Here is an 8,282-nt window from a genome sequence, read left to right as displayed (position 1 = left end):
CGCGGCGAAGACAGGGCTGACGTCAGAGAGTGGCCCACAGGGCGTGTTCCTGCTGGTCGGCCCGAGTGGCGTCGGCAAGACCGAAACCGCGCTGGCGCTGGCGGATGTGTTGTATGGCGGTGAGAAGTCACTGATTACCATCAATCTGTCGGAGTACCAGGAGCCGCACACCGTGTCGCAGCTGAAAGGCTCACCGCCGGGTTACGTCGGTTACGGCCAGGGCGGCATTCTTACCGAAGCGGTGCGCAAGCGTCCGTACAGCGTGGTGCTGCTGGATGAAGTGGAAAAAGCCCACCGCGACGTCATGAACCTGTTCTACCAGGTGTTCGACCGCGGCTTTATGCGCGATGGTGAAGGGCGTGAAATTGACTTCCGTAATACCGTTATCCTAATGACCTCCAACCTCGGCAGCGACTACCTGATGCAGCTGCTGGACGAACAGCCGGACGCTACTGAAGGTGACCTGCACAAACTGCTGCGCCCGATTTTACGCGACCACTTCCAGCCAGCGCTTTTGGCCCGCTTCCAGACCGTGATTTACCGTCCGCTGAGTGAGCCTGCCATGCGTACCATCGTTGAGATGAAACTCGCACAGGTCAGTAAGCGCCTGCATCGTCATTATGGCCTGACCACGCAGATTGATGAGAGCCTGTATGACGCACTCACTGCCGCCTGCCTGCTGCCGGATACCGGCGCACGCAACGTCGACAGTCTGCTTAACCAGCAAATCCTGCCGGTACTGAGCCAGCAGTTGCTGAGCCATATGGCGGCGAAGCAGAAGCCGACGTCGCTGACGCTGGGATGGAGTGAGGAAGAAGGGATTGGGCTTGAATTTTCAGGCGCAGCTGAACGCTAATCCGGAGGCAGGGAATGACCATTCATGATGCCAGCAAGAAGAAAAAGAAGGGCGACAAGAAGCAGGATGATGATTCCGTCAGAAAACTGACCACCGGGGAAGTCGCCTTAGCCAGAACGGTATTTGGCAACCGGATCGATTACGAGAAGGTTAAAATTCATCATGGCAGTTATCTGCCATTTGGATTGCAGAACGAGAATGTGGCAATGACACCTAATGGTGAACTGTATTTTCGTACCACGTTATACAGAGAGGATTTTTCTCAGACGCTGGATGATCTTCAGCATCTCTTCATTCATGAGATGAGTCATGTCTGGCAACGAGCCAGAGGAATGAACATCATCGGTAGAGGTCTGGTGAGTTGGTGGGTCAGTTATCGCTATACGCTTGACGGTCGTCTGTTAAGTGATTATCCGATGGAGCAGCAGGCGCAGATAATTGCGGATAATTTCACCTTGCAGGCGCATGGTTATAAAGCATGGATTACATTACGAAGATCGAATGACGTTACTCTGGATGGTGATCTCTCGGAAAGTGTAATCCGACAGCATTACAAAGAGGCATTAAGGGGCTTTCCATGGTGATTAAAAGATATAGCTCTTTATTTTTTACAGGATTAACCTTGCCCTTCATATTTCTACTGACGGGGTGCCCTGGTCAGGGGGATCGACTTCAGCTTGATGAAACGACGCAGGTTAATTTGATTGGTGCTAATGTTTGCTTTCAGATTACGAATGCGCAGGATTACCAACCCGCGATTATTTCGATTAATCCAAGAGGGACACCGCCGAAGAAACAAGAATTTGTTGATAAGCCGTCACTTTCAATAAAATTAGGCCAACTGTGTATACCTTCATCATTTTATAAGTTCGAAAATAATCAAAAATATATCGTTGACTTTGTCCTGGTGTCTGCCGGAAATGTTGATGAACCAAGGAAGTTTGTTGTTGGTGTCGGATTGAGTCAGGGCCGGGTATATAATTTTCCACTGACAGATCTCGAAATATTAAGGCCATATGGCTCGATTGAAGTCTCTGAATAGTGCCCCGGTATAACGCCATGAAGGTTTTTATCTTTTTAACTTTAGTGGTTGCGGGAGTGCTGTTTCTTCCTGATACGTGTTTTTACACATTCGTTAAGCGCTTTATCACCATTAGTGGCGACGGCGAATACGGCATGAACAATTTTGAAATGACCGTGTTGCTGGTTAAAACCCTTGCCTGCGCCCTCGGGGCTGGAGCCGTAATCACGCTTTTTCGTACTCGCTGAGTACCCCTGAATAAACCTGTTACTTGCCCGTCGGCAAGAAAGTCATGGACTGCAGGTTATCCCATGGAGTCAATATCATGAGTCTGACAGATACGCTTGAGAACACCCTGTCTGCGCTAACTGAAGGCGGGCTGAACCGCTATCGCCTGGATATTCCGTCCTGCACAGCTTCACTGGATGTGGAAGAGTTTAACGGTAAGGAGTTCATGAGTGAGCTTTACCACTACGACATCATCTTTACCAGCAGCGATCAGAATATCAGTTCAGCGCAATTGTTGACCAAACCTGCCACACTGACCATGGGAACCGGGCCTCTGATGGGGCTGACCGGGCAGAAAGTGGTGCATGGCGTGGTGACGCATTTTAAGCGTATCAGTGGCTCACGTGACCAGGCGACGTACCAGATTATTATTGAGCCGTTCCTGTCTTTGCTGCGCAAGCAATTCCGTACCCATCGTTTTTTCGTCAACAAGTCAGTACCGGACGTCGTCACCGAAGTATTACAGGAGCATGGCCTGAAAGGCTGGGAGTATGAGTTCACTCTCAAAGCCGACTATCCAAAACGCGAACAGATCAACCAGTACAAGGAAAGTGACCTCGCGTTCATTGAGCGTTTGCTGGCCGAAGTGGGGATTTTCTACTTCTTCACTCTGCAACCTGACACCCAGACTGAAGTGGTACATTTCGCAGACAAGCAGAGCGCATGGACGTTCGGTAAGTCTCTGCCGCTCAGCAGCCCGTCGGGAATGAGTGACAATGCAGCGGATTCGGTCTGGGGGGTTAACGTCCGACAGAACGTGGTTGAGCGTAATGTTACCGCCAGTGATTACAATCATCGTGAAGCCCAGAATGTCCTGGCCTCTGTACCGGCGGACATGACCCGCGGCGACGGTGACGGTATTACCTACGGTGAGGTTTATCACTACCTGCCGCGTCATCTTGAACGTGGCGATAAAATCACACCTTCAGCAGAAACTGGCAACTTCTGGGCTCGCCTTGAACACGAGCGTTTTCTGTCAGGACAGACGACTATAAGCGGTTGCGCTAATGATGCGTTGCTTTCCCCGGCCCAGGTGCTGACCATCAGTGAAAGTGTGGTACCGCCGACACTACCGTCAGAAACGGACAACGGCATTATCATTACCCGCACGGGCTATATCGCCAGTCGTAAAGATGCCCTGATCGTGATGTGGGAGGGGATGCCGTACTACGAGAACCGCTGCTGGCGTCCTGCCGCCAAAAAGCGCCCGGTGGTCAGCGGTACGATGATGGCGCGCGTGACCAGCGCCAAAGATAATGATATTTACGCCTGGCAGGATGCATCGGGCATGTACCGGGTGAAGTTTGATGCCGACCGTGATGACAAAAAGCAGGGCATGGAAAGCATGCCGGTACGCTTTGCCAAACCTTACGGTGGTGATAAGTACGGTTTTCACTTCCCGCTGATACAGGGCACCGAAGTGGCCATCGCCTTCCATGAAGGCGATCCGGATCGCCCGTATATCGCTCACGCGCTGCATGACTCCCGCCATGTTGACCACGTCACTGAGGCCAACAGCACGCGCAACGTTATCCGTACCGCTGGCCTGAACAAGCTGCGGATGGAAGACAAACGCGGTGAGGAGCACGTTAAGCTCAGTACGGAGTACGGGGGCAAAACCCAACTCAATTTAGGACACAATGTAGATGCTTCCCGCGAACTACGCGGTGAAGGAGCTGAGCTGCGTACTGACCGACATGTTTCCATCCGGGGTGGTGCAGGGGTGTTTATCACTGCAGATAAACAGCCGTTTGCCGGGGACAAGATGCTTTCCATGCAGGAGGCGATAGCCCAGCTGGAAAATGCTCTGACGATAGCAAAAAGTTTGTCATCTGCTGCTGAAGGGGCTGATGCCCTACCAGCAGATACTGCAAGCCAGCAGACGCTTAACGCAGCTCTCAAAGAGCTTGCTAAACCAGGGATCATATTGAATGCACCTGAAGGCGTGAGCATCACCAGCCCACAGGCGGTTCGCATGGCGTCGGGTAGTGCCAGCGTGGGGATCATGTCCCAGCAAAATACTGATATCAGCGCGCTTAAGCGTTTTACTGTGGCTGCGGGCGAAGCTGTGAGTGTGCTGGCCCGAAAGGCCGGAATGAAACTTTTTGCCGCTAAGGGAAAAGTTGAAATTCAGGCACAGGATGATGCGCTTGAGGCTATTGCGAAAAAAGACGTCACGGTGACCAGTGTGGAAGGCAAAGTAGTCATCACGGGTGCAACAGAGCTGGTTGTTAACTGTGACGGTGCATTTATGAAGCTGGCGGGTGGAAATATGGAACTCGGTGCTCCGGGAAATATTCTACTGAAGTGTGCCAACGTTCAGAAAATGGGAAGTGCGGACTATGACGCACCTAAACCGGAACTTCCGCAAGGGTATAGTGAGAACTTTATTGCACAGGATAAGGAGTCTGGCGATATCCTGGCTAACACGCGATATCGGATAACCACTGCTGATGGTTCTGTTTATGAAGGACGCACTGACAGTGAAGGTAAGACAGCAGAAATATTCGGTGCGGCAAAAAGCAAAATCAATATTGAACTGCTTGGTGGTTAATTCAGGGAGTTAGATAGTGACTAAAGGTACACAGCAAAGTCGTCTGGATAATGTGAGTAAAAACACTGTCGTCAACGGAGAGCATGATCCTCAGGTTTATTTTCACCCGGGCAGTGCAACGTTACTTTGCGTTGATGCAAAAGATAATCGCTTACTCATACAGGAACAGCTGAAAATGACAGCGTTGCTGGAAAATCAGAAGAAAGCGCAGATTGCTCTGGATGAGCTCAATTTCGAAATGTTGACTCAGGCAGGCAAACAACCGCAACGTGCTTATGACAGCAAACTTCAGAGTACCTATCAACAACTCAATGACGCTAACGAAAAATTAAAGGCAGAACTTAAAATTCTGACTGCAAAGGTTCCCGAGGGGGAATTGCTTGATGAGAATTCAAAGGGTTCAGCTATCGGTCTTATGGAGTTGATTCCTCTGCAGAAGACTGCCGGATTCAAGAGTACTTATGTCCGCTCCGACAAAATTCGCAGTCACTGGCGGAAATACAAGCTCAGTGAGGTAGATAAGAAAAGCGGTGAGGCAAGTTTCATTAAATATACAGATAAAGAAGTTACTGGGGTTGACTCCAATGGGACTGAAACGAAAAGGACAGTTCGATCCGGGAAGATTGATATCGACGAGTTAATAAAACAATTAAAAGAAGCGTCAGCCAGCCTTAAGTTTGAAGATGAACTAATAGAAGACAGTAATGTCGTTCTTACTGACTGGGCGAAAAAAATGAATAAAGGGCTTACATGGCCCAAAGAAAATGATAAGCCTGGCGATGAGTCTACTTATCATCAATATGTCGACATTAGCGCACAAGCTCAACTGATGCGATATAGCCAGGGGGCCGGGTTGTCTGCTGAGTTTAACCCATTAGAAAAGAAAGCTTCCGCGAAGATGGAAGGCCATTCAAGTTTTGCACTGGGTGAGGCAAAAGCGTCTGCTGAACTTTTTATTCCCGATCGGCTTGGCACCGCATTGTTGTTTCCTGCCAAAGCATCTGCGGGTGTAGCAGGCGGGGTCTGTAATATGGGGGCTATTCGCTACACCATTAATGCGGTGTTATCCGGTAATGCCGGGGCAAGCCTTGGGATTGAGTTGGGTGTAGAAGCTGATTTTAGTGGCGAAATGGCAAAGGGCTATGGGATTAAGGGAAGCCCAGCAAAGCTTACACCTCCGCCACCTCCTGGTCAGCGGAAGATTAATTTGACACTTCCCCAGCCGGATGTCCAGGCAGGCGGAGAAATTGGTGCTTTTGCTGGCGTTCAGGCGGGTGGAAATGTCAGCGGTGCTATAGAATGGTTTGATCCGCACCCTGAAGGTGACGGCAATATTGTTCATGATAGTAACAAGCAAATTGTGAATAAAGAGAAAAAATTCACAGCGATTGCCAAACTGTCTCTTGGCGTAGCTGCTCAGGCTGGGGCTGGTGGATCCGCAGTATTTTACGTGACATATATTAACAGTCGTTTCAGAATTTATTGTAAGGCAGCACTTTGCTGGGGTATTGGTGCCAAAGGTTCTTTGGGCTTTGAAGTTGACGGTAATTCATTTTCTGCATTTATGAAGAGTTTTCTTTATATGCTCCGCAATGTGGACTATCAGAAGCTGGAGCAAATGATGAAGGGAGATGCCTTCCGAGCGTTGTGCGCTATTCCGTTGGTCATGGCTGCTCAGGGCATTCAAGCTATTGACGCAATGTATAAAGAATCTTCGAACATAATTGATGGGTTAAAATTAGATCTTGAGGATGAAAATTCCCGAGTTAAGTTAATGGAAAGCATCCTCAATAACCCTGACCAACTAAAATATACCCCACCAGAAACAAAGGGAGCCGTAATCGCCACCCTGATAGATAACAACTGGGCGGATTGGGTTGATCCCAGAAACCAGAATAATGATTTTTTCTCGGTTAACAGTTGGAAGATTGGCCCCTTGAAACTCCGAAAACAGGCCGTTTTTAAGGCGTTAAAGTGGGTACAAAGTCAGGCGGATTACAACAATGTTATGCAGCACCTGACAACTTCACCTGGAGAGAGAAAAGGTGATAAAGGTCTTAATGAGCAGGATGTTATTAAGTTCCTTGGTATAGGCGAACGGAGTCTGTTTTTCTACACTCACTACGGCGAAAAACTGGCGCTCTTATATGGCAATTTGCGCACCTCTGTCGACCACGACGATCCTTTTGTCTCTATCCCGGACCATGAAATGGATGAATACCTTGCGATGGTGGATGAACAACACCCCGCGAACTCCCTCATGAAAAACACCATGATGGCGTAATCACTAAGGAATGAGATGAATAAGAAGCTAATAACTATCGCGGTGGGAGTCTGTTTTCTGACCGGTTGCGATCAGGGTAGTGCCGCAGCCGATACTCAGGCCGCGAAAATCCTTGCAGATAAGTCCATCGCGAACATGATCCCTGTTCAGGGAGGTGAGTTTATCATGGGAGACTTTGGTCCTCTTGTGAAAGAGAAGCTGCCGTTCAGTATTCAGCAGGATGATAAGAAGCTGCATAAGGTCGTTTTGAGTGACTTTGGGATTTCAAAATTTAAGGTAACGAATGCGGATTACGCAGCCTATCTGAAGGCTACTGGAATAAAACATCCCCCAGTCAACATATTGTTGAAAGATTATCCATCAATGACAAAGGACGATTACTCTGTCGGTGTTACTTGGCAACAGGCTAAAGATTACTGCCAGTGGTTGGGTAAGATGTCAGGTAAAAAGATCGACCTGCCGACCGAGGCACAATGGGAATACGCCGCGAGGTCCAGGGGACAATATCTCCCCTTTGCAACCAACAATGGTAAGTTTGAGGAAGGTGAGAATGTACCCAGTGAAGATCAGCTGGATGAATACACAGATGGTTACGGATTTCCCATCTACCCCATAGGCAAATACCCCCCAAACCCGTTGGGGCTCTACGACATGGGCTTAAGTGGTTCTGAATGGGTGAATGACTGGTACGCATCTGACTATTATTCTCACTCCCAAGTGAATGACCCTCAGGGGCCAGAGAAAGGCACCCGGAAAGTATTGCGCGGATATGTTGGTGGTGACAGTCAATATGCCCTGACGATGTTCAGACAATCGTCTCAACCAATTCCTAAATTCGGGGGGCGCGACAACTATGAAAAGTATGGGGTGAGTCCTTTATACGTATTCCGTTGTGTGATGAATAAGTAGCACTTTCATCAAGCCTCATGAAAGCACCATAATGGCGTAATCATTAAGGAATGAGATGAATAAGAAGCTAATAGCTATCGCGACGGGAGTGTGTTTTCTGACCGGTTGCGATCAGGGTAGTGCAGCAGTCGATACTCAGGCCGCGAAAATCCTTGCAGATAAGTCCGTCGCGAACATGGTGCCCGTTCAAGGGGGAGAGTTTCTCATGGGGGACTTTGGTCCTTTAATGAAAGAGAAGTTGCCGTTGAGTATTCAGCAGGATGATAAGAAGCTGCATAAAGTTGTGTTGAGTGACTTCGCGATATCAAAGTTCAAGGTGACGAATGCGGATTATAGTTCATACATTGAATCAATGGGTATAAAGACATTA

General features: G+C 48.9%; 8 protein-coding genes. All 8 read left to right on the top strand.

Going from position 1 to position 8,282, the window contains the following annotated elements; all coding sequences use genetic code 11:
• On the top strand, positions 1 to 856 hold an 856-nt coding region (locus AU511_RS16205; protein WP_139829407.1), incomplete at its 5' end, for an AAA family ATPase.
• 14 nt (positions 857 to 870) lie between these two features.
• A complete protein-coding gene (locus AU511_RS16200) occupies positions 871 to 1,440 on the top strand; it encodes a type IV secretion protein Rhs (RefSeq protein WP_094110296.1) in 570 nt (189 codons plus the stop codon).
• The gene (locus AU511_RS16195; RefSeq protein WP_094110295.1) at positions 1,434 to 1,898 is read left to right on the top strand and encodes a putative T6SS immunity periplasmic lipoprotein; all 465 of its coding nucleotides are present in this window, start codon (positions 1,434 to 1,436) and stop codon (positions 1,896 to 1,898) included. The genes AU511_RS16200 and AU511_RS16195 overlap by 7 nt, the downstream gene beginning before the upstream one ends.
• Positions 1,899 to 1,915: 17 nt before the next feature.
• Positions 1,916 to 2,125 (top strand): hypothetical protein, encoded by a 210-nt coding sequence (locus AU511_RS16190; RefSeq protein WP_094110294.1) that lies wholly within the window; start codon positions 1,916 to 1,918, stop codon positions 2,123 to 2,125.
• A 77-nt stretch (positions 2,126 to 2,202) separates the two neighbouring features.
• Positions 2,203 to 4,719, top strand: a complete 2,517-nt coding sequence (locus AU511_RS16185) for a type VI secretion system Vgr family protein (RefSeq protein ID WP_094110293.1) — start codon at positions 2,203 to 2,205, stop codon at positions 4,717 to 4,719.
• Between the two features lie 16 nt (positions 4,720 to 4,735).
• Positions 4,736 to 7,003 (top strand): hypothetical protein, encoded by a 2,268-nt coding sequence (locus AU511_RS16180; RefSeq protein ID WP_094110292.1) that lies wholly within the window; start codon positions 4,736 to 4,738, stop codon positions 7,001 to 7,003.
• A 15-nt stretch (positions 7,004 to 7,018) separates the two neighbouring features.
• On the top strand, positions 7,019 to 7,912 hold the full coding sequence (locus tag AU511_RS16175; RefSeq protein WP_094110291.1) for a formylglycine-generating enzyme family protein: 894 nt from the start codon (positions 7,019 to 7,021) through the stop codon (positions 7,910 to 7,912).
• 55 nt (positions 7,913 to 7,967) lie between these two features.
• On the top strand, positions 7,968 to 8,282 hold a 315-nt coding region (locus tag AU511_RS16170), incomplete at its 3' end, for an SUMF1/EgtB/PvdO family nonheme iron enzyme (RefSeq protein ID WP_139829406.1).

Source organism: Lonsdalea iberica, from assembly GCF_002111585.1.
GTDB classification, from domain to species: domain Bacteria; phylum Pseudomonadota; class Gammaproteobacteria; order Enterobacterales; family Enterobacteriaceae; genus Lonsdalea; species Lonsdalea iberica.
This window is presented reverse-complemented; position numbering and strand designations above follow the sequence as displayed.

Bases quoted from the DNA above. Each gene is read 5' to 3' on its own strand.
- AU511_RS16200 (WP_094110296.1), top strand. From the start codon at position 871: ATGACCATTCATGATGCCAGCAAGAAGAAAAAGAAGGGCGACAAGAAG.
- AU511_RS16185 (WP_094110293.1), top strand. From the start codon at position 2,203: ATGAGTCTGACAGATACGCTTGAGAACACCCTGTCTGCGCTAACTGAA.
- AU511_RS16175 (WP_094110291.1), top strand. From the start codon at position 7,019: ATGAATAAGAAGCTAATAACTATCGCGGTGGGAGTCTGTTTTCTGACC.
- AU511_RS16190 (WP_094110294.1), top strand. From the start codon at position 1,916: ATGAAGGTTTTTATCTTTTTAACTTTAGTGGTTGCGGGAGTGCTGTTT.
- AU511_RS16195 (WP_094110295.1), top strand. From the start codon at position 1,434: ATGGTGATTAAAAGATATAGCTCTTTATTTTTTACAGGATTAACCTTG.